Below are 26,140 nucleotides of genomic sequence, written 5' to 3' on the forward strand. Positions count from 1 at the left end.
GCAAAAAGAACAGGAGCCAAAAGGCTCCTGTTTTCGTTTCATTACTCTGCGTTTTCCGCCGCGTTTTTCGGCAGCGGTGGCAGCAGCCCGTCAGCCCTGAACATCGCCTTAATACCGCGCACGGCCTGGCGGATACGATCCCGGTTTTCAATCAACGCGAAGCGAACGTGAGTGTCGCCGTAGTCACCGAAGCCAATCCCCGGTGAAACGCAAACTTTCGCTTCCTGTAATAGCTTCTTGGCGAACTCCAGCGAGCCCATCGCCGCGTAGTGTTCGGGAATTTTTGCCCAAACGTACATGGACGCTTTCGGGCATTCCACCATCCAGCCCGCTTCGTGTAACCCTTTAACCAGCACGTCCCGACGGCGTTTGTACTGCTCGGCGATATCACGCACACACTGCTGATCGCCTTCCAGGGCAGCAATCGCCGCCACCTGCAGCGGCGTAAAGGTGCCGTAATCGTGGTAGCTCTTGATACGCGCCAGCGCACTGACCAGCTCCTGGTTGCCGACCATAAAGCCGATGCGCCAGCCCGCCATATTGTAACTTTTTGACAGCGTGAAGAACTCCACTGCCACGTCGCGCGCCCCGGGCACTTCCATAATGGAAGGGGCTTTCCAGCCGTCATAGACAATATCGGCGTAGGCCAGGTCATGAATCACCAGCACGTCGTATTGCTTCGCCAGGGCAACAACCTTCTCGAAAAACTCCAGCTCCACGCACTGCGCGGTTGGGTTAGACGGGAAGCCGAGGATCATCATCTTCGGTTTCGGGTAACTTTCGCGAATGGCTCGCTCCAGCTCGGCAAAGAAGTCCACGCCTTCCACCAGCGGCACGGAACGAACCTGCGCCCCGGCGATCACCGCCCCGTAAATATGAATCGGGTAGCTTGGGTTTGGCACCAGCACGGTATCCCCGTGATCCAGCGTCGCCAGCATCAGGTGCGCCAGCCCTTCCTTCGAGCCAATAGTCACAATGGCTTCGCTTTCAGGGTCGATATCCACGTCGTAGCGATCTTTGTACCAGCGAGAAATGGCGCGGCGCAGACGAGGAATACCTCGCGAAGTGGAATACCCGTGCGTGTCTTCACGCTGGGCCACGGTGCAAAGTTTCTCAACGATGTGCGGCGGCGTCGCCCCGTCCGGGTTGCCCATGCTGAAATCAATAATGTCTTCGCCGCGACGTCGCGCAGCCATTTTCAGCTCGGCAGTGATGTTAAAAACGTAAGGGGGTAAGCGATCGATACGCGAAAAACGACGTTTTGGACTGGAGTCAGCCATAAATTCCTCAGAGTAACGTGAGCGCCCGGACCGTCCGAGCGACGCTGCCACGCGATGTGGCCTGTTTTGAAAATAGCCTGAATAAAAATCGCCTGTCGAGGGGGAAATGAAAATATTTTTCCGTGGTATAAAATGGGAAGTTTCGAATGAAATACATCTCTATTTCATTTCATGATTCAGGCATACATTAACCAGGTAGCAACAACTCAGTAACCTACTCTCTGAAAGAGGAAGTCCCCTATGCACCTGGACATTAACGATCTGCCAAAAGCTATCCGTGAGATAAAACAAAAGCTGCGCCGCGATCTGCCCAACTATCAATCGGTCTTTGCCGAGCTTGAAGCCAATATTCGCCAGCAGATCGAAACGATCCGCGAAGAAATGGCGCGCGGCGAGAATCCTGTCCCGCAGCTCGACGCCGACGACATTCTTCAGGGCCGCGTGAGCGAGCAACAAAAAGCGCTGATTCGCCAGCGCGGCTGCTGCACGATCCGGGGCGTTTTCCCACAGGAGCAAGCTCGCGGCTGGAATGAAGAAATCGGCAATTATCTGGCACGAAATCATTTTGTTGAACGCCTGAAAAATGCGGCGGAAGATAACTACTTCGGCACTCTTGCAGACAGTAAGCCGCAAATTTACGGCATTTACTGGTCTAAACCGCAAACCGAGGCCCGCCAGCATGAGCGTATCAAAGCGGTGCAGGTGTTCCTCAATAATTTGTGGCAAACGGAGAGCCACGGCAGGCAACACTTCGATCCAAACCGCGTCGTATCCTACGCGGACCGTACTCGCCGCCGCCCGCCCCGCTCAAGCTCTCTGGGGCTTTCCCCACACGTTGACGGCGGCTCGGTTGAACGCTGGCTGGACGAGAACTTCCGCCACGTATATCGCCACGTTTTTTCCGGCAACTGGAAGGATTACGACCCGTTTGCCGCCGAGGGCAGAACGGAAGTAAGAGAATTCCCGTCCCCTGCGGTCTGCTCGATGTTCCGGACCTTCCAGGGCTGGACGGCACTAACGCCCCAGCGAAAACACGGCGGCACGCTGAATTTACTGCCGGTGGCTAACGCCATGGCCTGGATCCTGCTGCGGGCGCTGCAGGACGATGTACCAGAGGAATCGTTGTGCGAAGCTAAGCCAGGCAGAGCATTATCCATTAACAAAGAGTGGCATCCCCTTTTACTGACTGGGATTTCCTCAATTCCCGATATGGAGCCGGGCGATACCGTTTTCTGGCATTGCGATGTGATTCATGCCGTCGAGAACGAACACCTCGGCGAGTTCGACAGCAACGTGATGTACATCGCCGCCGCGCCTTGGTGCGAGAAGAACGCCGGGTATCTGCCGCGCCAGTGGGACGCGTTTGTTGAGGGCAAAACGCCGCCGGATTTCGCCGCCGATGATTTTGAGGTGGATTTTGTTGGCCGCGCGACAGAGCAGGATTTGACGCCCGCCGGAAAAGAGCAGCTTGGCGGGAATTAATGCCCCTCACCCTGGCCCTCTCCCTGGAAGGGAGAGGGAATAAACAATCTCTTCCACCACTGATTTCTCCCTCGCCCCTTTGGGGAGAGGGTCGGGGTGAGGGGCTCCCTCAACTGGAAACCCCCGCCAAATTTCCTTATCATTGACGCTTCCCTTCTGAGCCACGCGAGTGACCCGTGCACGAAATTTTTACTATGCTGCTGGCGGTGTTCGATCGTGCGGCGCTGATGCTTATTTGCCTTTTCTTCCTGATTCGCATTCGTCTGTTCCGCGAATTGCTGCACAAAAGCGCCCATACGCCTAAAGAACTGCTGGCAGTCACCGCTATCTTCTCGATGTTTGCCTTGTTCAGTACCTGGTCAGGCGTGCCGGTTGAAGGCTCGCTGGTTAACGTGCGTATTATCGCGGTGATGTCCGGTGGGATCCTGTTTGGCCCCTGGGTGGGGATTATTACCGGGCTTATCGCCGGGACGCACCGCTACCTGATTGATATCGGTGGCATTACCGCTATCCCCTGCTTTATCACCAGCATCCTTGCCGGGATAATGTCCGGTTGGATCAACCGCAAGGTGCCGAAAGAGAAGCACTGGCGGGTCGGTATCATCGGCGGCATGCTCTGCGAAACGATGACCATGATTCTGGTGGTGCTCTGGGCACCAAGCACCGCGCTCGGCCTCGATATCGTCTCCAAAATCGGCGTGCCGATGATCCTCGGTTCGGTCTCTATCGGCTTTATTATCCTGCTGGTGCAAAGCGTTGAGGGTGAGAAAGAGGCCAGCGCCGCCCGCCAGGCCAAACTGGCGCTGGATATCGCCAACAAAACGCTGCCGCTGTTCCGCAAGGTGAACAGTGAGTCGCTGCGCCAGGTTTGCCAGATTATTCGCCACGATATCGATGCGGATGCGGTGGCCATTACCGATACCGAAAAAGTGCTGGCCTACGTCGGGCTGGGGGAAAATAACTACCACGAGAACGACCAGGCTTTCAGCCCGCGCACCCGTCAGGCACTGAACGAGGGGCGCATCATCATTCGCAACGATGACGAAGCCTGGCGAACGCCGGAAATTCACTCCTTAATCATCATCCCGCTGTGGGAAAAAGGCGTGGTGACCGGCACCCTGAAGATCTATTACCGCCATGCCCACCAGATCACCTCCACGCTGCAGGAAATGGCGGTTGGCCTGTCGCAAATTATTTCTACCCAGCTTGAGGTTTCCCGCGCAGAGCAGCTCCGCGAAATGGCTAACAAAGCCGAACTAAGGGCGCTGCAAAGCAAGATAAACCCGCACTTCTTGTTCAATGCGCTGAATGCGATATCGTCCTCAATCCGCATGAATCCAGACACCGCGCGCCAGCTTATCGTCAACCTGTCACGCTACCTGCGCTATAACATCGAGCTGAACGACGACGAACAGATTGATATCCGCAAGGAGCTGTATCAAATCAAGGATTACATTGCCATTGAGCAGGCGCGCTTTGGCGACAAGCTGACGGTGATTTATAACATTGATGAAGAGGTCAACTGCCGGATTCCCAGCCTGCTTATCCAGCCTCTGGTGGAAAATGCGATTGTGCACGGCATTCAGCCCTGTAAAGGTAAGGGCGTGGTGACGATAAGTATTGAAGAGAGCGGCAACCGGGTGCGTATTGCCGTGCGTGATACCGGCCATGGGATCGATCCTAAAGTAGTCGAGCGCGTGGAGAATAACGAAATGCCGGGGAATAAAATTGGCCTGCTGAACGTGCATCACCGCGTGCAGTTGCTCTACGGCGAAGGGCTGATCATCCGCCGCCTGGAGCCGGGGACAGAAATCGCCTTTTACGTGCCGCGCTACGTACCCACCGCCGCCCACCGCCCACTGGAAGGGAGAGAAGCATGAAAGTCATTATCGTAGAGGATGAGTTTCTGGCGCAGCAGGAGCTGAGCTGGCTTATCAAAAACCACAGCGAAATGGAGATTGTCGCTTCCTTCGACGATGGTATGGACGTGCTGAAGTATTTGCAGCATCACGAAGTCGACGCCATTTTCCTCGACATCAATATTCCGTCGCTGGACGGCGTGCTGCTGGCGCAGAACATCAGCAAATTTGCCCACAGGCCGTTCATCGTGTTTATTACCGCCTGGAAAGAGCATGCGGTGGAAGCCTTTGAGCTGGAGGCGTTTGACTACATTCTGAAGCCATATCAGGAGTCACGCATTATTGGCATGCTGCAAAAACTCGAGGCGGCTTATCAGCAGCAGACCTCGCAGCCTGCCGTCAGCCATGAAAACCGTGATGCCACGACGATTAACCTGATCAAAGACGAGCGAATTATCGTTACCGACATCAACGATATTTACTACGCGGAAGCCCACGAGAAGATGACATTTGTCTATACGCGCCGCGAGTCTTACGTCATGCCGATGAATATCACCGAATTCTGCAGCCGTCTGCCGGAGAGCCACTTCTTCCGCTGCCACCGCTCTTATGTGGTGAACCTGAGCAAAATTCGTGAAATAGAACCGTGGTTTAACAATACCTATATTCTGCGCCTGCGCGACCTGGATTTTCAGGTGCCGGTGAGCCGCAGCAAGGTGAAAGAGTTCAGGCATCTAATGCGCCTGTAGAGAAGGGAAACTGGCGGGCGCAGTGCGCCCGCACGGTATTACAGGACGTGACCCAGCGTCTGACGCAGGTGCGCCCCGGCACCCAGCAGCCCCGGCTGATCGTGCACAATGAGATACACAGGAATACCCTTCACAAATTCTTTGAAGCGACCTTTGTCTTCAAACCCACCGCGGAAGCCCGAAGCCTTAAAGAACTCCAGGAAGCGCGGCACGATACCGCCGGCGATATACACGCCGCCAAACGTGCTCATGTTCAGCGCCAGGTTGCCGCCGAAACGCCCCAGGATCACGCAGAACAGCGACAGCGCGCGGCGGCAGTCGGTACAGGTGTCATCCACGGCTTTTTCGGTAATGTCCTTCGGCTGGTAGTTTTCCGGCTCACGACCGTCGGCCTTAACGATGGCGCGGTAGAGATTCAGCAAGCCAGGCCCGGAGAGAATACGCTCGTTGGAGACGTGCCCAAGTTCGTTGCGCAGCTGCTCCAGGATAATGCCCTCTTCTTCGCTGTTCGCCGCGAAATCTGAGTGGCCGCCCTCGCCCGGCAGGCTGATCCAGCGCTTGTCGACGTGCACCAGATGAGAAACACCCAGTCCGGTGCCCGCGCCATACACCACCACCGGTTTGCCTGCCACAGGCTCGCCGCCGCCGAACTGAATCAGATGCTCTTTTTTCAGCGCCGGAATGGCCATGGAAACGCCGGTAAAGTCGTTGATAATTTCCAGATGATCGAAGCCCAGGTTTTGCTTCATTTCAGCGGTGGAAAACGCCCAGGTGTGGTTGGTCATTTCCACCCAGTCCCCGTTTATCGGGCAGGCGATGGCCACGCAGCCCGACTGCACGCTGATGTTATGTTCTTTGAGGTAGTGCTGAATCACCGCTTCCAGGCTTGGAAAATCAAGGCCGGAGTAAGTCTTTGCCTGTGAAATATCACCCGTGTTCAAATCGCATAGCGCCAGACGTGCATTGGTGCCGCCGACATCTCCCACCAAAGCATATTTTGTCATTCTCAAACAGCTCCGCTAAAGTCAGAATAAGTTCTGGCAACACTGTAAAATTAGCCAGCCGAAACAACAACGACCATCATTCAGGTGCGGTGCGATTGTTGAACCAGGTCACATTCTGGCTTTACCGTTTCAGCTCTATTTGCAATGCGGCTTAAGACTTTCCGTTTTTGCGCCGTGCGACTCCCTATTGTAAGGATTGACTATGCTCCATCCGCGAGCCAGAACAATGCTGGTACTTTCCATTCCGGCTCTGATTATCGGCGTCTTATCCAGCCTGGTGTTAATTGTCGTGATGAAGGTTGCCGCTGCGCTGCAGGAATACCTGTGGGCAACGCTGCCCGCGGCGCGTGGTTACGATCCCCAGTCTCCGTTTTGGATACTTCTTATTTTAACCCTGACCGGCGTCGCGGTTGGGCTGGTTATCCGTTATTTACCGGGCCACGGCGGGCCGGATCCCGCGACCGAACCGCTTATTGGGGCCCCCGTGCCAACGATGGCTATTCCAGGCCTGGTGATGGCGCTGGTGATTGGCCTGGCGGGTGGCGTGAGCCTGGGGCCAGAACACCCGATTATGGCGGTAAACATTGCGCTCGCAGTGGCGCTTGGTGCACGGGTTTTGCCGAAGGTCAGCCCGCTCGACTGGACTATTCTCGCCGCTGCAGGCACCGTCGGCGCGTTATTTGGCACGCCGGTGGCCGCTGCGCTGATCTTTTCGCAAACCCTGGGCGGAAATAATGAAGTGCCGCTGTGGGACAGGCTGTTCGCACCGCTGATGGCCGCCTCCGCCGGGGCGTTAACCACCAGCATTTTCTTTCAGCCGCACTTTGCTCTGCCCGTTGCCAGCTACCCCGAAATGCACATTGAAGATCTGTTCAGCGGGGCGGTTGTCGCGGCTATCGCCATTGCGATGGGCATGGTGGGCGTCTGGTGTTTGCCAAGATTGCACCGCCTGATGCACCAGCTAAAACATCCGGTGCTTATACTCGGCATTGGCGGATTTTTGCTTGGCCTGCTGGGGGTAATCGGCGGTGAGGTGACGATGTTTAAAGGCCTGGATGAGATGCAGCAGTTGGCTATTTCCGACTTCTCCGTTTCATCATTGCTGCTGTTTGCCGTGGTGAAGCTGGCCGCGTTGATTATCGCGGCAGCCAGCGGTTTCCGGGGCGGACGTATTTTTCCGGCAGTGTTTGTGGGCGTGGCGTTGGGCATGATGCTGCACCAGCATGTAGAGGCGGTTCCTGCCGCGATTACGCTCTCCTGCGCCGTCCTTGGCATGGTGCTGGTAGTGACGCGCGACGGCTGGCTGAGCCTGTTTATGGCGATGGCCGTGGTGCCGGACGTCAAACTCCTGCCCTTGCTGTGCATCGTGATGTTACCCGCCTGGCTCCTGCTGGCGGGTAAACCGTTGATGATGGCCGGGCGGCCAAACCGCTAATTAGTGTTCCATTTCCGAGTTGCGTTTACCTAGCGAGGTGGTGACCGCCCTTAGCAGCTCGGGAATGTCCTGCTTAGGCAGCACCACTTCCACAAGCGCCAGCCTCTCCGGGCTGGCCAGTTTTTCCAGCACGGCAGCAAGCTGTGATGTTTCGGTGACACGCCAACATTCGGCCAGGCTATCCACGTTCATCGCCTGCGGCAGGCGGGTCCAGTCCCACGCGGCAATGTCGTTATAGCGCTGTTCAGGGCCATGGATCGCGCGCTCAACCGTGTAGCCATCGTTATTCAGCACCATCACCACCGGTTTCTGACCGTCGCGCTGCATGCTGCCCAGTTCCTGAATAGTCAGTTGGGCGGAGCCGTCGCCTATCAGCAGAAGTACACGCCTGTTCGGCCATGCGGTTTGCGCCCCAAACGCCGCAGGCAGCGTAAAACCAATCGATCCCCACAGCGGCTGGACGATAAAGGTCACGCCTGCGGGCAGCGTTAAGGCTGCGGCACCAAAGGCCGCCGTCCCCTGGTCGGCCAGAATGATATCGCCCGGCTGTAAGGCATCCTGCAAGGTTTGCCAGAAAGCATGCTGGTCCAGCCGGTCACTGTCACAGGCTGGAAGCTGAGGTGGCCTTTGCGTGGCCTCGGGCCACGAGGCAGCCTGTTGAGCACACAGCGGCTGTAAAATAGATATGGCCTGCGCCATAGAGATCCCACTAAACCAGCGATCGCCAACCCGCACAGCCTCCGGCTGAACCTCAATCGTCTGCTGCTGGTTTAACTTCTGGCTGAAACCGGCGGTGATGGTATCGGTAAACTTCACGCCCACGCAGATAACCAGCTCCGCGCTTTCAATCCCCTGCTTCACCTGCGGCGGGCTGGCCGCTCCGCTGTAGGTGCCCAGAAAACCAGGCTGACTTTCATCGAACAACCCTTTCCCCATCAGCAGCGAAGCGTGAGGGATGGGCGTGCTCGCCATCCACTGCTGGAGCGTTTTTTGCTGCCCATAACGCAGAGCCAGAAAATCAGCCAGCAGCGCCACGCTTCGGCTTTCGGCTATTTTTGCCTGCGCACAATGACGAAACGCTTCCAGCGTTGCCGGTTCAGCCGCCGTTACAGGAGCTATTAACCGTTTTGAGGGCCGCGTTGCCGGTGCTTCCGCAACGTCGCTCGGCAGTAACAGGTAACCGGGGCGCTGCTGCTTGAGCGCTTCCAGAATTACGCGGTCAATTTCGCTACAGGCATTGGCGGGCGTGAGCGAAGCCTGCGCCACGGAGACTTCTTCGGCAATACGCAGGAAATGGCGGAAATCCCCATCCCCAAGCGTGTGATGCAGCAGTTCTCCGCGCTGCTGGGCGCGGCTATTGGGTGCGCCAACAATATGAATGATGGGAAGATGTTCAGCATAGCTGCCCGCCACGCCGTTCAGCGCGCTCAGTTCACCCACGCCAAACGTGGTCAGCAGCGCCGCTGCACCTTTACAGCGGGCATAGCCGTCGGCGGCGTAGGCCGCGTTCAGCTCATTAGCACAGCCCACCCAGGCAAGCCTCGGATGCGCAATAACGTGATCCAGGAAAACAAGATTGTAGTCACCGGGGACACCGAAGAGGTGGTCGATCCCACCTTCGTTAAGCCGGTCAACAAGATAGTCTGCCACACAGTAGCGCATAGGATTTTCCTTCTATGAGGGCTTGCTGTGAGTATTAAGTAACCGGGATCGGTGTCGAGAATATATCCGATTTAAGGGGTGGCACGTGGAATTTACAGTGGAATACGGCGTATTCTGGGTTGTGAAAGCGTATACACTGATTTCTCTGTTACCTATAAGGATGACAATAATGACCTGGCAGCCCAACCCTGAACGCTATTCGTCTATGGAGTACCGTCGCTGCGGCCGCAGCGGCCTGAAACTGCCCGCCATCTCCCTTGGCCTTTGGCATAATTTTGGCGATGAAACGCTGCTGGAAACCAGCCGCCAGCTGCTGAGAAAGGCTTTTGATCTGGGCATTACCCACTTTGACCTTGCCAATAATTACGGGCCACCGCCTGGTTCAGCGGAAGCAAACTTTGGGCGCATTTTGCAGGAAGATTTTCAGGCCTGGCGCGACGAGCTGATTATCTCCACCAAAGCGGGCTACACCATGTGGGATGGGCCTTACGGCGACTGGGGTTCACGCAAGTATCTGATTTCGAGCCTCGACCAAAGTCTGAAGCGCACGGGGCTTGAGTATGTCGATATTTTCTATCATCACCGCCCGGATCCTGACACGCCGCTGGAAGAGACCATGCGTGCCCTCGACCATGTGGTGCGCCAGGGCAAAGCCCTGTATGTCGGGATCTCTAACTACCCGGCAGATCTGGCTGAAAAAGCCATTGATATCCTGAACGATCTCGGTACGCCTTGCCTGATCCACCAGCCGCGTTATTCCCTGTTTGAACGCTGGGTTGAAGGTGGCCTGCTGGATTTGCTGCAGGAAAAAGGCGTCGGCAGCATCGCTTTTTCCCCGCTTGCCGGGGGCCAGCTAACCGACCGCTATCTGAGCGGTATCCCTGCGGATTCACGTGCTGCCAGCGGCAGCCGTTTCCTGAACCCTGACCAGATTACGGCAGAGAAGCTGGCCAAAGTACGTCAGCTCAACGCAATGGCGGAGAAACGTGGTCAGAAACTGTCGCAGATGGCGCTGGCCTGGGTACTCCGCGATGAGAAGGTCACTTCGGTGCTTATTGGCGCGAGTAAAACCAGCCAGATAGAGGACGCCGTGGGCATGCTAAACCAGCGCCATTTCAGCGAACAGGAACGAGCGGAAATCGAGGCGATCTTAGTGTAAACGTTTAACTTTCTCTCCTGGTTCACACCAGCATTTGTGCAAAAAGTGCTGCGACCGATGATTTAGGAATTGTGTAGTTCATCGGCCCGTTTGTCGGTTTGTAATATTGTGTTAACAAGCCGCAACACGGCTATGAGAACCAGGGAGAGAAAGTATGTTCAGGTCACTAATGCTTGCCCTTGCCTTACTGGCCGCGGCGCCGATGGTTGCTAACGCGGGTGAAATCACCCTGCTGCCGTCGGTGAAATTACAGATTGGCGATCAAGATTATCGCGGTAATTACTGGGACGGCGGCAGATGGCGCGACCGTGATTACTGGCACCGCAACTATGAATGGCGCGATCGCGGCTGGCATCGCCACCGTGGTTGGGATAGAGGTTGGGACCGCGGTCGCAATAGCTATGAACGAGGCTATCGCGAAGGCTGGAACGATCGCGATGACCATCGCGGCAGAGGCCACGGACACCGTCATTAATAAAAAAGGGCTGGATTATCCAGCCCTTTTACTTTCTATGGCAAGGTTAGTTGCCAAACAGCGTACTGAAAATTAACCAAAGGTTGAGCGCCACCACCACCGCGACAATCGCCCAGCCAACCAGCTTAACCCAGCGCACGTTAACCAAATCACCCATCAGCTTTTTGTCGCTGGTAAACACCAGCAGCGGCACCAGCGCGAGCGCAATACCGAAGCTCAGCAGGACCTGGCTCATGACCAAAATCCGCGTTGGATCGAGACCCATCATGATGACCACGAAGGACGGCGCCATAGTAATAGCGCGGCGTACCCAAAGCGGAATATAAAAACGCACAAAGCCCTGCATCACCACCTGCCCGGCAAGCGTACCCACCACCGTGGATGACAAACCGGCCGCCACCAGGCTAAGCCCGAAAATCGTCGCTGCGGCATGGCTCAACAACGGCTCCAGCGTTTTATAGGCATCTTCCAGTTCGGCGACGCCGGTATGCCCGGTGAAATGAAACGCCGCTGCGGCGGTGGCCATCATCGCCAGATTGACGAAGCCGGCAATGGTCATCGCTATCGCCACGTCCCATTTAGTAGCGGAATAGCGCTCTGCCCGGTTGCCCGCGTGCAGGTGCTGAGTCAGAGAAGAGTGCAGGTAAATCACATGCGGCATGATAGTCGCGCCCAGAACGCCAGCGGCAAGATAGACCGCTTCGGACGTCGGCAGGCTTGGGATCAGCATCCCTTTGCCTAGCTCAGCCACCTTCGGCTGGGAAAAAATAAGCTCAACGATGTAGGCCGCGGCCACAAACAGCAGCAGCCCGCCAATGACTTTTTCCAGCGGCTTTTGCCCACGGCTTTGCAGCATCAAAATCAGGAAAGTGGCTATCCCGGTCAGCACCGCCCCTTGTAGCAAAGAGACACCCAGAATCAGCTTAAAGCCAATGGCCGCCCCGATAAACTCCGCGAGATCCGTCGCCATGGCGATAATTTCCGCCTGAACCCAGTAAATCCACACCAGCGGACGCGGGTAATGATCGCGGATTTGCTCGGCGAGGTTCTTGCCGGTGGCGATCCCAAGCTTAGCGGAGAGCACCTGAATCAGCGCCGCCATCAGGTTAGCCCACACCACCACCCACAGCAGTTGATAGCCATAGCTCGCCCCGGCCTGGATATTGGTCGCGAAGTTACCGGGGTCGATGTAGCCGATAGCGGCGATAAACGCTGGCCCCATCAACGCCAGCCGCAGCTTGCGCGCGGTGCGTCCGGTATTGCTGTCAATGCGACTGCTTGTCATCTTCTGCCTCTGAGATATAGCCTTTGCTATGTTTTATGCTATCAAAATGAGAATGGTTATCAAGTTCATTTAGTGCGGGGAAATTGATTTCTCTGATAGCTGAAAACGATGTGCAGGAGGCGTGAGATGGTGAATCTGGATGTCGGTTAACGGATTAACATTTGACCAACGTGTAAACTGTCGACAAGCCATCTTAACGTAACTTTTAGCTTCTTTACTTAACATAGCAGAAATGTATGGTGGATCACTATTTTTGCGTTCCGTCACAGGTCATCACTATAGTGTGGAATTGATCTCGTTTTCTTATTGCTTGTTACATAGAATGTGCAACGAAATTAAACCTGCCTCATATTTGGAGCAAATATGTCCCGCGTTTTGCACTTTGTTTTAGCGCTTGCTGTGGTCGCGCTGCTGGCTTTGCTGGTTAGCCCTAACCGCAAGCAAATTCGTATTCGCTTTGTCATTCAACTGTTAGTGATCGAAGTGTTACTGGCCTGGTTCTTCCTGACCTCTGACGTCGGCCTGGGCTTCGTGAAAGGTTTCTCCGAGATGTTCGAGAAACTGCTCGGTTTCGCTAACGAAGGGACAAACTTTGTCTTCGGCAAAATGAACGACGAAGGCCTGGCTTTCTTCTTCCTGAAGGTGCTGTGCCCTATCGTGTTCATTTCTGCGCTGATCGGTATTCTGCAGCACATTCGCATTCTGCCGATTGTTATCCGCGCCATCGGTACCGTGCTTTCTAAAGTCAACGGTATGGGTAAGCTGGAATCCTTTAACGCCGTAAGCTCGCTGATTCTGGGACAATCAGAAAACTTCATCGCCTATAAGGATATTCTCGGCAAGATGTCGCGCAACCGCATGTACACCATGGCGGCGACCGCTATGTCTACCGTGTCCATGTCAATCGTGGGTGCGTACATGACCATGCTGCAGCCAAAATACGTGGTTGCCGCGCTGGTGCTGAACATGTTCAGTACCTTCATCGTGCTGTCGCTGATCAACCCGTACCGCGTGGATGAGAAAGAAGAAAATCTGCAGATGACTAACCTGCACGAAGGTCAAAGCTTCTTCGAAATGCTCGGCGAGTACATTCTGGCAGGTTTCAAAGTGGCGATTATCGTTGCCGCCATGCTCATTGGCTTCATCGCCCTGATTTCTGGCCTGAACGCGCTGTTCGCTGCCGTGCTGGGTATCTCCTTCCAGGGTATTCTGGGCTACATCTTCTACCCGGTTGCCTGGGTGATGGGCGTGCCGTCCGGTGAAGCCCTGCAGGTCGGCAGTATCATGGCGACCAAACTCGTTTCCAACGAATTCGTTGCCATGATGGATCTGCAGAAGATTGCCGGCTCCCTGTCTCCACGCGCGGAAGGCATCCTGTCAGTATTCCTGGTGTCCTTCGCTAACTTCTCTTCTATCGGTATTATCGCCGGGGCCATTAAGGGCCTGAACGAAGAGCAAGGTAACGTGGTTTCTCGCTTTGGTCTGAAGCTGGTTTACGGCTCTACACTGGTGAGTATCCTGTCCGCGTCTATCGCCGCACTGGTTATCTAATTTCTGCGTATTAAAAAGCCGGTGCTGGTCACCGGCTTTTTTTATGCCTGCGATTCAGCTTCTCCGCCCCAACACACTCTGTTTCGCCCCTGCTCTTTTGCCCTGTACAGGCGAATATCCGCCTGACTCTGGATGTGTTCCAGGCTACCCTCAGGCGCTTCCTCATGGGAAGCTACACCCAGCGAGGCCGTCACCAGGAGTGAAGATTCGTCCTCCAGCCTGAGCGGCGTGTTCACCAGCATCTTGCGCACCCGCTGCGCTACGGCAATCGCCGCATGCAGATCGGTATTGGGCAGGTAGATACAAAACTCTTCGCCACCGATACGCCCGACGATATCCTGGGTGCGGATCGCCTGTTGGATGCAGCGCGTGGCATGGATAAGCACCCGGTCCCCAACCTGGTGTCCGAAGCGATCGTTCACTTTTTTGAAATGGTCTAGATCGAGCTGAATCAGAGAGTAATCCACGTACTGCGGGCTGATACGCCCGGTTGTTTCAAAGAATCCACGGCGATTTAAGACGCCGGTCAGGTCATCGTACAGCGCATGCCGGTGCATTTCCTGCTGCAACTGGCCCATGTTGCGAATCAGCCGGCAAATCATGCGGTGTGAACCAAACAGAATAAGAATCACGGTCAGCCACATCACGACCAGCAGCACGCTAAAACGCCCAAAGTCCTCATGCAGCCCCTGCCGGATTGTCTGGACGCTGACAAGGATTGCCCCCGTCCCGGTGACGTGCCCGAAAGTGGCATAAGCATAGCCAAAGCGAAGCGTGCCCCGGGATTCATCGGCCAGCTTTTCAAGAATCGCCTGCCGCTGCTTCTCGCTGAGCTGATAGCCATTCTGTGAGCCAACGGGGCGAGTGAGCGGGTTCATCTGCTCATCAAAAAGCAGATAAGCGCTTTGCGTGTCGTCCGGCAAGGCGCTGGAGAGAAACAGTCGAAGCGTTTCGGTGGTAACCGCGATGCCAAACAGCCCAATCCATCTATCGTCAAAGTCCACCGGAAGGGAGCCATTAATCAGCGTCTTACCGGTATCCGCGATATTTTGCCGCGTCCAGAACGGTTCGCGGCGCGGATTTAACAGCGGCGAGCCAAGCACAAACGATCCCTGCATTGCCAGCGGGTTAGCGCTTTCGATAAGCAGTTTGTTCACATCAGGAGAGAGCGACGCAATAAATGCGCCAGAGCGCGACATGTAGTAAATGCTGGACGAGAGGCGGTTGCTCCCGCCCGCCAGAGGAAAGAGATCCTGAATGTCCCGCAGCGCCTGGTATTCCCGCTGCGTAAGTTTTTCCCTTTCTTCTTTTGGCTTGTTTTTAAATGGCTGAACGCTGTCGGGGATCGGCAGACTTTGAATATGCAGCGGCGACAGTGTCTCTTTATTGCTGGCCCGGGAAGCCAGCTGCGAAATCGGCGTGAACTGCGGCTCATTTAGCGTTTCAATGAACATCCGCCGCAGATAACGCAGGTTATCCATCTGATATTCAGATTTGCTTTCAAGCCGGGCGATAACGCTTTCCAGGTGGCTAAGCTGGCTGGTGCGATAGCCATGGTTGAACAGTTCTCCCTGCTGCCAGAAAAGGAAGGTGATCAGCAGAAAGAGTGACAGAAAACACACATGGGTAATGCGCAGTGTTTTTACCATCGGCAGGCGAATATGGCTTATCAACGACGTGCTCACGGTGATTCCTTTTTAGGGTGCAAAGGAGAGCGTCAGTGCTTCAGTTTCTGCAGAGGCTCGGGTTTACCCACCAGATACCCCTGCAGGTACTGGACGCCAAGCTGCAGCAGAATATCGCGCTGCTCTTGTGTTTCAACATACTCTGCGACAACACTGAGCGACCTGGCCGCCGCCAGTTTGCAAATGGACTTCACAATAAGCTTGTCCATCACATCGCTGGTGATGTCGCGGACGAAGCAACCATCTATCTTAATGATATCCGCCTGCAGCTTCTTCAGACGCTCATAGTTAGCGTAGCCTGTCCCGAAATCATCGATGGCAATCTTAAAACCTTTCTCGCGCAGCAGAGCAATATTTTGATTAGAGGTTTCCGAGTTGGAAAACGCCTGTTCTTCCGTGACTTCTATGACCACAGCGCGGGTCGGCACCTTGTAAACCTCAAACAGGTCAACAATCTGTTGAGCAATCTCTTTTTGCATCAGCGTGAGCGGCATTAAATTGACAGAAAAACGCACCTGCTGCTCGTCTCCTGGATGCTTTGCAAGCCAGGCCAGCAGCATCTTCATCACCATCATGTCAAAACGGGTGCTGAGGTTAAATTCGGCGACAATCGGAATAAATTTATCCGGGGTAATGTTCTGCCCGCCAATCACCAGCCGACTGAGGATTTCGTGATAGCCCTTCCCTTCACCGTCGACAATGGGCTGCGCGTAGAGCTGAAAGGCTTCTTCGTCTATGGCCTGCTTAATCTTTTGCAGCAGCAATACCCGCTCGGTTGTTTGCCCGGAAACAGCCTGCAGCCGGGAATCAAGCCCAAGCACACGCTGCGTGTCGCTGGCTTTTTCAGCCAGATAGCTGAGTTGCCCGAGCATACGCTGCAGTTCTTTCGGAGAATCCACAATGCCCCAGGAAGCCCCGTATTCAATCTCGAGGACAGCGTTGTGCCAGGGGATTTTTTTATTATTCAAGTGCTCAACAAAATAGGTCAGCCGGGCTTCTGTTTCACCCTCGCGTAAAAACAAGAGCAGCTCACTGCCCGGAAGCTGAAATATTTTTTCCCCCTCCAGCAGCCAGGGCTGTAATTCTCTGGCAATGGTTTTCTTGCAATAAATTCGCATCATCATGCCGTAATGTCGGCTAAGAAACTCAAAGTTAGCCATCCTCAGGCAGCAAAGCGCACCGGTTGGATAGGTCAGAATATGTTCTTCAAGCGCGCGTAAATTCGGTAATTTTGTTAAAGGGTCCGTCTGCGCCTGCAGGTGATACACGCGCTTCATCCATTCGTTCTTATGGTAGGAAATGGCCATATACAACAGGCAAACGGTAAAGGAAATAAAGACGGATAAAATAAAGGACAGGGCGTATTGCGTATTAACACCCTGCAAAAAACCGGTGTTATAAGTTAATAACACCCATGCCGAAATCCCCCAAAGTAGAGATACCAGCCTTGCGTCAAGCCGACGTATTCCCAGCGTAAACAACACAAAGACCAACGGAACCAGATAGCCGGAAATCAGTTCGCTATGCCACGGCGAACACATCAGCACCAGATACAACACCCAGGCAACCAGCCAGCATGGGGTATAGAGCCGGTGCTTATCCTGCTTGTAGTGGCGCATGCAGCGCCGCCAAAAACCGACGGCAAAATGCGGGTTCAATGCCATACGCAGCGGGTAATAGAAAAGGGGTGTAAAGATGAGCGAGGCCACGACAAGATTCAGCACATCGACAATCATATAGATAACCGAACCACCACCGAAGAACGGCGCCAGCTCAGGCGGATACGCAATAGCATTGCCTGTAAGATACATCAGCAGCTTAATGGTCAGCGGTGCCGCGAAACCAAGCCAAAAAATGCGCTGCCCCATGCCTTTATTGGGGAGTCCAAAACGCCAGCGCCGCCCCACATAGCTGCGGGTAATAAAACTGGCAATCAGTAAAGGAAATAGCAGGCAGAAAATGAAAGCAACAAGGGGTACAGCGGCTAAATCAAGCAACCAGCTGTAAATAATCAGCGACCCTATCGTGAGTGGAATAATCGCAGACCGGCCATAAATAATAATCATTGCCATGATAAAACTTAATGGCAGATAGGCGAGATAGGTTTTATGTCCATCAACAAGGGTTGTCGGTGAAATATAACGAGAAAACGGAATAAAAAGTAAACACAATGCCAGGGCAATCGCTATTTTCTTTATCGTCTTGTAAATGATCATAGGCCCTGATGTAAACTTTATGTGATTGTTGAATCAGTATTTTTCGGCAATTAGGGTACGTTTATTTATTGAGCGAATCAAGTTTCGAACCTGCACAAAAGCAGATCTTACCGTACAGCAGAAATATTAGAACAAGCAGACGTAAGTAGAGACTTTTTTACTGAGAAGTAGCCAAAAGCAGAAAGGTTGGGTTCTGAAAAGCAAAAACCCCCGCCGAAGCGAGGGTTTCAAATTTTGGTGGAGCTAAGCGGGATCGAACCGCTGACCTCTTGCATGCCATGCAAGCGCTCTCCCAGCTGAGCTATAGCCCCACAGACAGGTGCTGATTTTACGGTACCAAATCTGCTGGTGAAGATTTGGTGGAGCTAAGCGGGATCGAACCGCTGACCTCTTGCATGCCATGCAAGCGCTCTCCCAGCTGAGCTATAGCCCCAAACCGTAAAGACCTTGTCGTGTTGACGGGCGGCATAATATGAAACCCCACATAGCGTGTCAACGGCAATTTGTTCTTCCGCGATCAATCGCCTAAAAAGCCATCGCCTCCGGCAATTCTCGGTTGCATATCATCCCGTTGTAGTTAATTCTGTCACAGTTTCGCGTTAGTCAGTTCAATAAAATGAACCGCTAATAAAGCCGTTTCGGCCGCAATGAAAAGGAATCACTGTGCTCAAGGAAAGAATGACACCCGAAGAATTAGCCGTTATCACCGGCTACAGCCGCCAGACCATCAATAAGTGGGTACGTAAAGAAAATTGGGAAACCTCACCTAAACCCGGCGTTCAGGGAGGCAAAGCGCGGCTTATCCATATAGACGAGCAGGTCAGGGAATTTATCAACAACACCAGGCGGGTGACGGAGAGTACAGCCCGCTACAGCGCAACCGACGCCTCACTGGAAAACCTGCTGATTAACTCAGTCCAGCAAATGTCCGACAGCGAGCAGAAAAAGATGTCAGCCATGCTGCTGCGGGACGGAATTGCCGGCTTACTGACACGGCTGGGTATCCGCGACAACGAGTAGCTGTCCGGCTATTTCCTGTCGGTGCCAGGAAGAATAAAGGATTGCAGATGTTCAAGGAAAAAATGACCGCCGATGAACTCGCAGCAATGACGGGTTACACCCCCCAGACGATTAATCAATGGGTACGAAAACATGACTGGGAAACCACTGAAAAACGAGGCGTCCCCGGCGGTAAAGCAAGATTTATTTATATCTCTGAGCAGGTAAAAACGTTTATCTACAACACTCGCTATATGCGCGAAAAAGTGGCCTCTTATAGCGTCCTTCGGACGCCATTAGAACAGCTGATGTTGAACGCCCTGCGTACCCTATCCGAAGAAGAACAGCATAAAGTGACCGCGATCCTCGAGCGTGAAGGCAGCGAAGGTTTGCTTAAACGCCTTGGAATCCAAAAGAAGAAATAAAAAAAGCCGGTGACTCAGCACCGGCTTTTTACATTTACGACGTTTACTGCTGAGCTTCACGCTCGCTGATGAATTCGAGCGCTTTGTTGATGCGCGCCACGGAACGCTGTTTGCCAATAGCATGTACGGTTACGTCAAGGCCTGGAGACTGGCCTGCGCCGGTCACGGCGACACGCAGCGGCATCCCCACCTTACCCATCCCAACTTCCAGCTCATCGGCCGTGGCCTGAATAGCGTGGTGAACGTTTTCTGCAGTCCAGTCGCTCAGCGCGGCAAGTTTGTCGCGCACCACTTCCAGCGGCTGACGTGCAACCGGGCGTAAATGCTTCTTCGCGGCATCAGCGTCAAACTCGCTGAAATCTTCGTAGAAGTAGCGGCACGTCTGCGCCATCTCTTTCAGGGTTTTACAACGCTCGCCCAGCAGTTTCACCAGCTCAGACAGCTGCGGGCCATTACGCGTATCAATATTTTCCTGCTCGATATGCCATTGCAGGTGCGTTGCCACGTACTCCGGCTCCAGCGTATTGATGTAATGGTGGTTCAGCCACTGCAGCTTTTCAGTATTGAATGCGCTGGCTGACTTGCTTACCGCGTTCAGGCTGAACATCTCAATCATCTCTTCGCGAGAGAAGATCTCCTGATCGCCGTGGGACCAGCCCAGGCGCACCAGGTAGTTGAGCAGCGCTTCCGGCAGGTAGCCGTCATCGCGATACTGCATTACGCTCACCGCCCCGTGACGCTTAGACAGCTTTTTACCGTCGTCACCGTTGATCATGGAAACATGGGCATAAAGCGGAACCGGCGCGTTCAGCGCCTTCAGGATGTTAATCTGACGCGGCGTGTTGTTGATATGGTCTTCACCGCGGATCACGTGGGTGATCTCCATATCCCAGTCGTCCACAACTACGCAGAAGTTATAGGTTGGAGAACCGTCGGTACGGCGAATGATCAGATCGTCCAGTTCCTGGTTGCTGAATTCGATCGGGCCACGGATTTGGTCATCAAAGATGACGGAGCCTTCCTGTGGGTTGGCAAAACGCACAACGCACGGTTCGTCATCGGCGTGGTGCTCATGACTGTGGCGGCAGCGACCGTCATAACGAGGTTTCTCGTTATTGGCCATTTGCTCTTCACGCAGGGCCTCAAGGCGCTCTTTAGAGCAATAGCACTTATACGCTGTGCCCGCGGCCAGCATTTCGTCGATGGCCTGGTTGTAACGATCAAAACGCTTGGTCTGATAGTACGGGCCCTCATCCCACTGCAGGCTCAGCCAGTTCATCCCGTCCATAATTGCTTCGATGGCTTCCGGGGTTGAACGCTCGAGGTCGGTGTCTTCTATACGCAGCACGAACTCGCCTTTGTTATGACGAGCAAACAGCCAGGAGTAGAGAGCAGTACGGGCACCGCCAACGTGCAGATAGCCTGTTGGGCTTGGCGCAAAGCGAGTTTTGATTTTCATTAAACGGCCTTAGTTACACATATTTGCCGGCAAAGCGGCAATTGCCAGGGAAAATTAACAGGCAACATTCTATCACTGTGCGCTAATTCCTCAATGTTGATGCCTGTAGATAGCCGGAAAGCAGAGAATTTGATGATAAATCAAACGCCAATGTCTGTTTCTTGATCGCATCGTTTAATTTTAAGACGAACGAATAAAAACTTTAGAAAATGCGTTGACTCATTTTCAACTGTCCCTATAATGCGACTCCACAAACCGGGGGTGATTAGCTCAGTTGGTAGAGCATCTCCTTTACACGGAGGGGGTCGGCGGTTCGAGCCCGTCATCACCCACCACTCTTCAGAGTGACCCGGAATGTGAAGTAAGAGATTTAGAGATGGGTGATTAGCTCAGTTGGTAGAGCATCTCCTTTACACGGAGGGGGTCGGCGGTTCGAGCCCGTCATCACCCACCATCTCCTCTTACAAAATTAGCAGTACCGAAGTTTGGGTGATTAGCTCAGTTGGTAGAGCACCTCCTTTACACGGAGGGGGTCGGCGGTTCGAGCCCGTCATCACCCACCATCGGGTCGTTAGCTCAGTTGGTAGAGCAGTTGACTTTTAATCAATTGGTCGCAGGTTCGAATCCTGCACGACCCACCAATGTAGAAAGGCGCCCTAAAGGCGCCTTTTTGCTATCTGCAATATCTGAAAATCCCATCGTCAAAAAATTATCAACTTCCCCGCTGCCAGGCCGATAACTCCCTTACCATTCCATCAAAGGAGTTATGATGACAACAATATCCAGCAATGCTCTGCAGGGCTCTCAGTTGACAACCAGTACGTCGACAGGCTCTTCTGCTTCCGGCAGCACTGATAACAGCACAGCCGCGCAGATTGCCCAAATCAGCAAAAAAATTACTCAGTTGACGGAGAAACTGAAAGAAGTTTCCGGCACGCCAGATCGCTCTGCTGAAGAGAAGAAAAAACAAGTCGAGATCATTCAGGCCGAAATTAAAATGCTGCAGGCCCAATTGGCACAGCTTCAGCGCAAACAGGCAGAAGAAGCCCAGCAGAAGCAGGAACAACAGCAGATCAAGGCCACTGGCGTAAACAACCCTTCCGACGACCACCAGATTGATATTTATATCTAGTCGTCCTTAAATAGCGGATCGCCAATACGGGCCAGGGTTAACAGCCTGGCCTGCTCCCGCACCTCCTGCCAGATAGCTTCCGCCGCACGGGAAAGCGATCGGTTCTTCCTTCTGACCAACATTAACTGTCGGTTTATGACCGGCGTTAATCGCTTGACCACCAGCGGTCTTCCTTCGGGCAACGGCAACGCCAGCGCGGGCAACACGCTTAAACCTATCCCCGCTTCTACCATCGGGTACAGCGTTGCGGGGTGGCCAATCTGTTGGACAACATTCACCTCGATCCCCTGCCGGACAAAAGCCTCATCAATCAATGGGCGGCTGCCCGAGGCATAATCTTGCAGCACCAGCTTTTGCCCCTGTAGAACATGCCAGTCAATCTGCTCCATCTTCGCGAACGGATGATCGCTGCGGCAAAGCAGCAGAAAAGGCTCAGACAACACCGTTTCACACTCCAGATCGCTGGCCTGCACCGGATCGATAACTACGCCAAAATCAACTTCGCCCTGGCGGATGCTCTGCAAAACCCACTGCTGCGAAGCGTCATGCAGCATAAATCGAATATTCGGATAAGCCTCCGCGCTGGCTGCGATAGATTGCGGCATAAGGTGCGCGGATAGCGTCTGGCTGGCAGCCACGCGAACCGTGCCGCTAAGCTGATGGCCGACCACGCGCGTATCCAGCAGCGTTGTGGTCAGCTCTTCAAGCAGCCGTTCCAGGCGAGGAGCCAGCAACTCTCCCGCAGGCGTGAGCACCACTTCCCGCGTGGTACGGTCAAGCAGCTTAACGCCCAGCTCGGCCTCCAGCTCCTTCAGGCTGTGACTGACGGCCGACTGGCTCAGCCCAATGCTCTCCCCTGCCCGGCTGAAACTGCCGGCATGGGCCACGGCGACAAACACACGAAGCTGACGCAGGGAATAATTCATCTATTTTCTTCATTAATGCATTTAATAAATCAATTTTATTTCTGAAATCAGCGGAAACACAATAGCGCCCTTCACCTTTGAGGAATCGCTATGAAATTGCTCCGCATTGTCGACCCCTTTACGTTAACGCTGGTTTGTACCGTCCTGCTAGCTTCTTTCTTCCCGGCACAAGGGAGCTTTGTCGGCTTCTTTGAAGGGCTGACCACCGCCGCCATTGCGCTGTTGTTCTTTATGCATGGCGCAAAACTGTCTCGCGAGGCGGTAATTTCCGGCGGCAGTCACTGGCGGCTGCATCTGTGGGTAATGTGCAGCACGTTCGTCCTGTTCCCGGTACTTGGCGTGTTATTTAGCTGGTGGAAACCGGTCAATGTCAGCCCTGAGCTTTACAGCGGGTTCCTTTATCTCTGCATTTTGCCCGCCACGGTACAATCCGCCATCGCTTTTACCTCTATTGCCGGCGGCAACGTGGCGGCGGCCATTTGTTCGGCCTCTGCCTCAAGTCTTCTGGGTATTTTTCTTTCGCCGTTACTGGTCGGCCTGGTGATGCACGTTCAGGGGGCAAGCGGCAGCCTGCATCAGGTGGGCAGTATTATGCTGCAACTCCTGGTCCCGTTCGTAGCTGGACATCTGATGCGGCCCTGGATTGGCGCCTGGGTGGCGAAAAACAAAAAATGGATCGGCAAAACTGACCAGACCTCGATTCTTCTGGTGGTCTATTCCGCCTTCAGTGAAGCCGTGACGCACGGCATCTGGCATAAAGTTGGGGCGGGTTCGTTGCTGTTTATCGTGATATCCAGCCTTGTGCTGCTGGCGGTTGTGATCACAGTGAATATTTTTGTGGCGCGGCGCTTTGGCTTTAGCAAAGCGGATGAAATTACGATTGTTTTCTGCGGGTCGAAAAAGAGCCTGGCCAACGGGATCCCGATGGCTAACATTCTGTTTCCGGTGGCTGCCGTAGGAATGATGGTGCTGCCGCTGATGATTTTCCACCAGATCCAGCTGATGGTGTGCGCCGGTATGGCCCGACGCTACCAAAGAAAAGCGGCTGCAGCCGGGGAAAAACAGGCCGCAGCCATCAGAACTTAGTGCCGCTTGAGGGGCCGGACAAGGTTGTCCAGCCCTTCCACTTTAATCAGTAGCGTCAGGGCCATCAGCTCACCGAGATGACCCGCGGGGAATTCACCTTTGCGGGAAAACCACAGTAAATACTCCTCCGGTAAATCAATCAGCATCCGGCCTTTGTATTTACCAAACGGCATGGCCGTGTTGGCTATCTCAATGAGCTGTTCTTTGTCCATTTAGTCACCCAGCAAACGAATCATTTCCGCCTCGTCGATCACCTGGATGCCCAGCTCCTGCGCTTTAACAAGCTTGGAGCCGGCCGCTTCCCCGGCAATGACCAGATCGGTTTTTTTCGACACGCTTCCAGCCACTTTTGCACCGAGCGCGGTCAGCCGGTCTTTGGCTTCGTCACGGGAAAGAATGCTCAGCGAGCCGGTGAGCACCACGGTTTTACCGGCAAACGGGCTGTCAATTTCTTCGGCTTTGACAACCACAGGCGCGGGCCAGTGAACCCCGGCCTCTTCGGTAAGCTGGCGGATAACATCCCGATTGCTCTCTTCAGCAAAGAAGTTAAAGGTATGTGTCGCCACAACAATGCCGACATCCGGCACTTTTTGCAGCTCCTCAATGCTGGCAGAGATAAGCGCATCCAGCGTGCCGAAGTGCGCGGCCAGCCCTGCGGCGGTGGCCTCTCCGACTTCGCGAATACCTAAGGCATACAGGAAACGTGCAAACGTTGTCTCTTTGGCTTTTTCCAGCGCATCAACAACGTTTTGTGCCGATTTAGGCCCCATGCGATCCAGCCCGGTGAGCTTACCCGCCGTCAGCTTAAACAGATCTGCCGGAGTGTGGACGTACTCTTTTTCCACCAGTTGATCGATGATTTTGTCGCCCATGCCATCAACGTCCAGTGCCCGGCGGGACACAAAGTGCTTCAACGCCTCTTTGCGCTGGGCGCCACAGATCAGGCCACCGGTACAGCGGGCGACGGCTTCGCCTTCCACACGCTCAACGTCTGACCCGCAAACCGGGCACTGCGTTGGGAAGATAATTTCCTGAGTGTCTTCCGGGCGTTCCGACTCCACTACGCCAACAACCTGCGGGATAACATCCCCGGCGCGACGGATGACGACTCTGTCACCAATACGTAGGCCAAGACGCTCTATTTCATCGGCATTGTGCAACGTCGCGTTGCTCACCAGCACCCCGGCAACCTGCACCGGCTCAAGACGAGCGACAGGCGTAATTGCGCCAGTACGCCCTACCTGAAATTCCACGTCACGCACTGTGGTCATCTGTTCCTGTGCCGGGAATTTAAACGCAACGGCCCAGCGTGGAGCTCTCGCCACAAAGCCTAGCGTTTCCTGCAGTGCAAGCGAATCGACTTTAATAACCACGCCATCAATATCAAAACCCAGAGTTGGGCGATCGGCCTCTACCTGGTGATAAAACGCCAGTACCTCTTCCGGCGTGTTGCACAGGCGGATGCGGTCGCTGACCGGCAATCCCCAAGCTTTGAACTGTTGTAAACGCGCCATGTGACTGGCGGGCAGTTCCCCCCCCTCCAGCAACCCCACACCGTAGCAGAAGAAGGTCAGCGGGCGTTTAGCAGTAATGCGGGGATCTAACTGACGCAGCGAGCCTGCCGCCGCATTGCGCGGGTTGGCAAACACTTTCCCGCCAGTGCGGCGAGCTTCTTCGTTGATTTTTTCGAAGCCAGCCTGCGGCAAGAAAACTTCGCCACGCACTTCAAGGCGACGAGGAATATTGTCCCCGTGAAGTTTGAGCGGTATCGCGCGGATAGTCCGGACGTTAGATGTGATATTTTCACCGGTTGTACCGTCGCCGCGCGTTGCAGCCCGCACAAGAATCCCATCCTCATACAGCAGGCTTACCGCCAGGCCATCCAGTTTTAATTCACAGCAAAACGTCAAAGCATCGCTGCTTTTGAGCCTGTCCAGCACGCGTTTGTTAAACGCCAGATAGCTTGCTTCATCAAAAACGTTATCGAGGGACAGCATCGGCACTTCATGCCGCACTTGAGTAAACTCACTCAGCGGAGCAGCCCCAACTCGCTGGGTCGGTGAATCCTGGGTAATCAGTTCCGGATGCGCTTCTTCAAGCGCACGGAGTTCGCGCATCAGCCTGTCGTATTCCGCATCGGGAATTTCGGGATTATCCTGCACATGGTACAGATATTCATGATGGCGAAGCGTGGTTCGCAGGTGGTTAAGTTGTTGTTCGATTGAGTCCATATCGCACCATCAATGATAAAAAACCCCCGACAGGCGGGGG

Annotated in this window: 21 protein-coding genes and 6 tRNA genes; 15 read left to right on the top strand and 12 right to left on the bottom strand. The window is 54.3% G+C overall.

Annotated features, from left to right (window positions below; genetic code table 11):
- Nucleotides 1-41 precede the first annotated feature (41 nt).
- Complete coding sequence (gene alaC, locus LH23_RS21720) at nt 42-1,280, bottom strand: alanine transaminase (RefSeq protein ID WP_039295735.1); 1,239 nt, start codon at nt 1,278-1,280, stop codon at nt 42-44.
- A 240-nt stretch (nt 1,281-1,520) separates the two neighbouring features.
- On the opposite strand from alaC, the gene LH23_RS21725 reads away from it, so the two are divergent.
- From LH23_RS21725 to LH23_RS21735, 3 genes are all read left to right on the top strand, one after another.
- Nucleotides 1,521-2,762: a DUF1479 domain-containing protein gene (locus LH23_RS21725; RefSeq protein WP_039295737.1), complete on the top strand. Its 1,242-nt coding sequence runs from the start codon at nt 1,521-1,523 to the stop codon at nt 2,760-2,762.
- 176 nt (nt 2,763-2,938) lie between these two features.
- Nucleotides 2,939-4,642, top strand: coding sequence for a sensor histidine kinase (locus LH23_RS21730; RefSeq protein ID WP_039295740.1), 1,704 nt, complete (start codon nt 2,939-2,941; stop codon nt 4,640-4,642).
- The gene (locus LH23_RS21735; protein WP_039295743.1) at nt 4,639-5,370 is read left to right on the top strand and encodes a LytR/AlgR family response regulator transcription factor; all 732 of its coding nucleotides are present in this window, start codon (nt 4,639-4,641) and stop codon (nt 5,368-5,370) included. The genes LH23_RS21730 and LH23_RS21735 overlap by 4 nt, the downstream gene beginning before the upstream one ends.
- 38 nt (nt 5,371-5,408) lie before the next feature.
- Here LH23_RS21735 and glk read toward each other — a convergent pair whose 3' ends face one another.
- A complete protein-coding gene (glk, locus tag LH23_RS21740) occupies nt 5,409-6,374 on the bottom strand; it encodes a glucokinase (protein WP_039295746.1) in 966 nt (321 codons plus the stop codon).
- A gap of 202 nt (nt 6,375-6,576) precedes the next feature.
- Here glk and LH23_RS21745 point away from each other — a divergent pair, with 202 nt between their 5' ends.
- Nucleotides 6,577-7,809: an ion channel protein gene (locus LH23_RS21745; RefSeq protein WP_039295749.1), complete on the top strand. Its 1,233-nt coding sequence runs from the start codon at nt 6,577-6,579 to the stop codon at nt 7,807-7,809.
- Here the strand turns inward: LH23_RS21745 and LH23_RS21750 are convergent, their stop codons facing one another.
- Nucleotides 7,810-9,471 carry an alpha-keto acid decarboxylase family protein gene (locus tag LH23_RS21750; protein ID WP_039295753.1) on the bottom strand — a complete coding sequence of 554 codons (1,662 nt, stop codon included), beginning with the start codon at nt 9,469-9,471 and terminating at the stop codon, nt 7,810-7,812.
- A 169-nt stretch (nt 9,472-9,640) separates the two neighbouring features.
- On the opposite strand from LH23_RS21750, the gene mgrA reads away from it, so the two are divergent.
- Together mgrA and LH23_RS21760 are read left to right on the top strand one after the other, a co-directional pair.
- Entirely contained in the window at nt 9,641-10,630 is a 990-nt protein-coding gene (gene mgrA / locus LH23_RS21755; protein ID WP_039295755.1) for an L-glyceraldehyde 3-phosphate reductase, read from the top strand.
- A 154-nt stretch (nt 10,631-10,784) separates the two neighbouring features.
- A complete protein-coding gene (locus LH23_RS21760; RefSeq protein ID WP_008459618.1) occupies nt 10,785-11,105 on the top strand; it encodes a DUF2502 domain-containing protein in 321 nt (106 codons plus the stop codon).
- Nucleotides 11,106-11,151: 46 nt separating this feature from the next.
- On the opposite strand, the gene LH23_RS21765 is transcribed toward LH23_RS21760, so the two are convergent.
- The gene (locus tag LH23_RS21765) at nt 11,152-12,390 is read right to left on the bottom strand and encodes an Nramp family divalent metal transporter (RefSeq protein ID WP_008459616.1); all 1,239 of its coding nucleotides are present in this window, start codon (nt 12,388-12,390) and stop codon (nt 11,152-11,154) included.
- Nucleotides 12,391-12,753: 363 nt separating this feature from the next.
- On the opposite strand from LH23_RS21765, the gene LH23_RS21770 reads away from it, so the two are divergent.
- Entirely contained in the window at nt 12,754-13,941 is a 1,188-nt protein-coding gene (locus tag LH23_RS21770; protein ID WP_039295757.1) for a NupC/NupG family nucleoside CNT transporter, read from the top strand.
- Between the two features lie 41 nt (nt 13,942-13,982).
- Here the strand turns inward: LH23_RS21770 and LH23_RS21775 are convergent, their stop codons facing one another.
- The 4 genes from LH23_RS21775 to LH23_RS21790 all read right to left on the bottom strand — a co-directional run bounded on the left by LH23_RS21775 (nt 13,983) and on the right by LH23_RS21790 (nt 18,275).
- Nucleotides 13,983-15,626 (bottom strand): diguanylate cyclase, encoded by a 1,644-nt coding sequence (locus LH23_RS21775; protein WP_052050415.1) that lies wholly within the window; start codon nt 15,624-15,626, stop codon nt 13,983-13,985.
- Nucleotides 15,627-15,658: 32 nt separating this feature from the next.
- Nucleotides 15,659-17,842, bottom strand: coding sequence for an EAL domain-containing protein (locus LH23_RS21780; RefSeq protein WP_039295760.1), 2,184 nt, complete (start codon nt 17,840-17,842; stop codon nt 15,659-15,661).
- 235 nt (nt 17,843-18,077) lie between these two features.
- Nucleotides 18,078-18,153, bottom strand: a tRNA-Ala gene (locus tag LH23_RS21785).
- Between the two features lie 46 nt (nt 18,154-18,199).
- Nucleotides 18,200-18,275, bottom strand: a tRNA-Ala gene (locus LH23_RS21790).
- Nucleotides 18,276-18,505: 230 nt separating this feature from the next.
- Between LH23_RS21790 and LH23_RS21795 the strand changes: the two genes are divergently transcribed.
- Both LH23_RS21795 and LH23_RS21800 read left to right on the top strand, forming a co-directional pair.
- The gene (locus LH23_RS21795; RefSeq protein ID WP_039295762.1) at nt 18,506-18,862 is read left to right on the top strand and encodes a YfeC-like transcriptional regulator; all 357 of its coding nucleotides are present in this window, start codon (nt 18,506-18,508) and stop codon (nt 18,860-18,862) included.
- Nucleotides 18,863-18,909: 47 nt separating this feature from the next.
- Nucleotides 18,910-19,266, top strand: a complete 357-nt coding sequence (locus LH23_RS21800) for a YfeC-like transcriptional regulator (protein WP_039295765.1) — start codon at nt 18,910-18,912, stop codon at nt 19,264-19,266.
- Nucleotides 19,267-19,309: 43 nt separating this feature from the next.
- Here LH23_RS21800 and gltX read toward each other — a convergent pair whose 3' ends face one another.
- Entirely contained in the window at nt 19,310-20,725 is a 1,416-nt protein-coding gene (gene gltX / locus LH23_RS21805) for a glutamate--tRNA ligase (protein ID WP_039295767.1), read from the bottom strand.
- A gap of 259 nt (nt 20,726-20,984) precedes the next feature.
- Here gltX and LH23_RS21810 point away from each other — a divergent pair.
- The 5 genes from LH23_RS21810 to LH23_RS21830 all read left to right on the top strand — a co-directional run bounded on the left by LH23_RS21810 (nt 20,985) and on the right by LH23_RS21830 (nt 21,857).
- A tRNA-Val gene (locus tag LH23_RS21810) sits at nt 20,985-21,060 on the top strand.
- 43 nt (nt 21,061-21,103) lie between these two features.
- Nucleotides 21,104-21,179 (top strand) — tRNA-Val (locus LH23_RS21815).
- A 33-nt stretch (nt 21,180-21,212) separates the two neighbouring features.
- A tRNA-Val gene (locus LH23_RS21820) sits at nt 21,213-21,288 on the top strand.
- Between the two features lie 2 nt (nt 21,289-21,290).
- Nucleotides 21,291-21,366 (top strand) — tRNA-Lys (locus tag LH23_RS21825).
- Between the two features lie 128 nt (nt 21,367-21,494).
- Nucleotides 21,495-21,857, top strand: a complete 363-nt coding sequence (locus LH23_RS21830) for a FlxA-like family protein (protein WP_039295769.1) — start codon at nt 21,495-21,497, stop codon at nt 21,855-21,857.
- Here LH23_RS21830 and LH23_RS21835 read toward each other — a convergent pair.
- A complete protein-coding gene (locus LH23_RS21835) occupies nt 21,854-22,783 on the bottom strand; it encodes a LysR family transcriptional regulator (RefSeq protein WP_039295772.1) in 930 nt (309 codons plus the stop codon). The two genes, LH23_RS21830 and LH23_RS21835, sit on opposite strands and share 4 nt — an antisense overlap.
- Before the next feature lie 90 nt (nt 22,784-22,873).
- Between LH23_RS21835 and LH23_RS21840 the strand changes: the two genes are divergently transcribed.
- Complete coding sequence (locus tag LH23_RS21840; RefSeq protein WP_039295775.1) at nt 22,874-23,869, top strand: bile acid:sodium symporter family protein; 996 nt, start codon at nt 22,874-22,876, stop codon at nt 23,867-23,869.
- Here the strand turns inward: LH23_RS21840 and LH23_RS21845 are convergent.
- Both LH23_RS21845 and ligA read right to left on the bottom strand, forming a co-directional pair.
- The gene (locus tag LH23_RS21845; RefSeq protein WP_039295779.1) at nt 23,866-24,081 is read right to left on the bottom strand and encodes a DUF3820 family protein; all 216 of its coding nucleotides are present in this window, start codon (nt 24,079-24,081) and stop codon (nt 23,866-23,868) included. The genes LH23_RS21840 and LH23_RS21845 overlap by 4 nt on opposite strands.
- Nucleotides 24,082-26,100: an NAD-dependent DNA ligase LigA gene (gene ligA / locus LH23_RS21850; RefSeq protein ID WP_039295782.1), complete on the bottom strand. Its 2,019-nt coding sequence runs from the start codon at nt 26,098-26,100 to the stop codon at nt 24,082-24,084.
- Nucleotides 26,101-26,140: the final 40 nt, after the last annotated feature.

Source organism: Cedecea neteri (genome assembly GCF_000758305.1).
GTDB classification, from domain to species: Bacteria; Pseudomonadota; Gammaproteobacteria; order Enterobacterales; family Enterobacteriaceae; genus Cedecea; species Cedecea neteri_C.

Coding starts and splice junctions, on each gene's coding strand:
- alaC (WP_039295735.1), bottom strand. CDS start 1,280: ATGGCTGACTCCAGTCCAAAACGTCGTTTTTCGCGTATCGATCGCTTA.
- LH23_RS21725 (WP_039295737.1), top strand. CDS start 1,521: ATGCACCTGGACATTAACGATCTGCCAAAAGCTATCCGTGAGATAAAA.
- LH23_RS21735 (WP_039295743.1), top strand. CDS start 4,639: ATGAAAGTCATTATCGTAGAGGATGAGTTTCTGGCGCAGCAGGAGCTG.
- glk (WP_039295746.1), bottom strand. CDS start 6,374: ATGACAAAATATGCTTTGGTGGGAGATGTCGGCGGCACCAATGCACGT.
- LH23_RS21745 (WP_039295749.1), top strand. CDS start 6,577: ATGCTCCATCCGCGAGCCAGAACAATGCTGGTACTTTCCATTCCGGCT.
- LH23_RS21750 (WP_039295753.1), bottom strand. CDS start 9,471: ATGCGCTACTGTGTGGCAGACTATCTTGTTGACCGGCTTAACGAAGGT.
- mgrA (WP_039295755.1), top strand. CDS start 9,641: ATGACCTGGCAGCCCAACCCTGAACGCTATTCGTCTATGGAGTACCGT.
- LH23_RS21760 (WP_008459618.1), top strand. CDS start 10,785: ATGTTCAGGTCACTAATGCTTGCCCTTGCCTTACTGGCCGCGGCGCCG.
- LH23_RS21765 (WP_008459616.1), bottom strand. CDS start 12,390: ATGACAAGCAGTCGCATTGACAGCAATACCGGACGCACCGCGCGCAAG.
- LH23_RS21770 (WP_039295757.1), top strand. CDS start 12,754: ATGTCCCGCGTTTTGCACTTTGTTTTAGCGCTTGCTGTGGTCGCGCTG.
- LH23_RS21780 (WP_039295760.1), bottom strand. CDS start 17,842: ATGATCATTTACAAGACGATAAAGAAAATAGCGATTGCCCTGGCATTG.
- LH23_RS21800 (WP_039295765.1), top strand. CDS start 18,910: ATGTTCAAGGAAAAAATGACCGCCGATGAACTCGCAGCAATGACGGGT.
- gltX (WP_039295767.1), bottom strand. CDS start 20,725: ATGAAAATCAAAACTCGCTTTGCGCCAAGCCCAACAGGCTATCTGCAC.
- LH23_RS21830 (WP_039295769.1), top strand. CDS start 21,495: ATGACAACAATATCCAGCAATGCTCTGCAGGGCTCTCAGTTGACAACC.
- LH23_RS21835 (WP_039295772.1), bottom strand. CDS start 22,783: ATGAATTATTCCCTGCGTCAGCTTCGTGTGTTTGTCGCCGTGGCCCAT.
- LH23_RS21840 (WP_039295775.1), top strand. CDS start 22,874: ATGAAATTGCTCCGCATTGTCGACCCCTTTACGTTAACGCTGGTTTGT.
- LH23_RS21845 (WP_039295779.1), bottom strand. CDS start 24,081: ATGGACAAAGAACAGCTCATTGAGATAGCCAACACGGCCATGCCGTTT.
- ligA (WP_039295782.1), bottom strand. CDS start 26,100: ATGGACTCAATCGAACAACAACTTAACCACCTGCGAACCACGCTTCGC.